Source organism: Vogesella mureinivorans (assembly GCF_007644035.1).
GTDB lineage: Bacteria > Pseudomonadota > Gammaproteobacteria > Burkholderiales > Chromobacteriaceae > Vogesella > Vogesella mureinivorans.
Genome location: NZ_VMTV02000028.1, coordinates 1 through 370 on the forward strand (window position 1 = coordinate 1; position 370 = coordinate 370).

At 61.9% G+C, this 370-nt stretch carries 1 protein-coding gene; it reads right to left on the reverse strand.

What is annotated here, in order from left to right; genetic code table 11:
* On the reverse strand, positions 1–370 hold a 370-nt coding region (locus FLQ44_RS00960; RefSeq protein WP_170252701.1), incomplete at both ends, for a dihydropteroate synthase.

Here is a 370-nt window from a genome sequence, read left to right on the forward strand (position 1 = left end):
TTGTATGTCTTGATCCAGGTCATGCAGTCCTTGTCAGTGCCGTTGAGCACGTTGGCGCCGCGCACGGCTTCCATCTCCTGCGGGCGGCAGGGATTCATGATCGCCGAGGTCATGCCGGCGCCGATGACCATAGGGATAAAGGCGGCATTGATGCCATGGCGGTGCGGCAGGCCGAAGGAGATGTTGGAAAGACCGCAGGTCGTGTTCACCTTGAGCTCGTTGCGCAGTCGGTAGAGAAGCTGGAAGACCTGCCGGCCGGCATCGCCCAGCGCGCCGATCGGCATGACCAGCGGATCGACGACGACGTCCTCCGGCTTGATGCCATGGTCCATCGCGCGCTCGACGATCTTTTTCGCAACGGCGAAGCGTA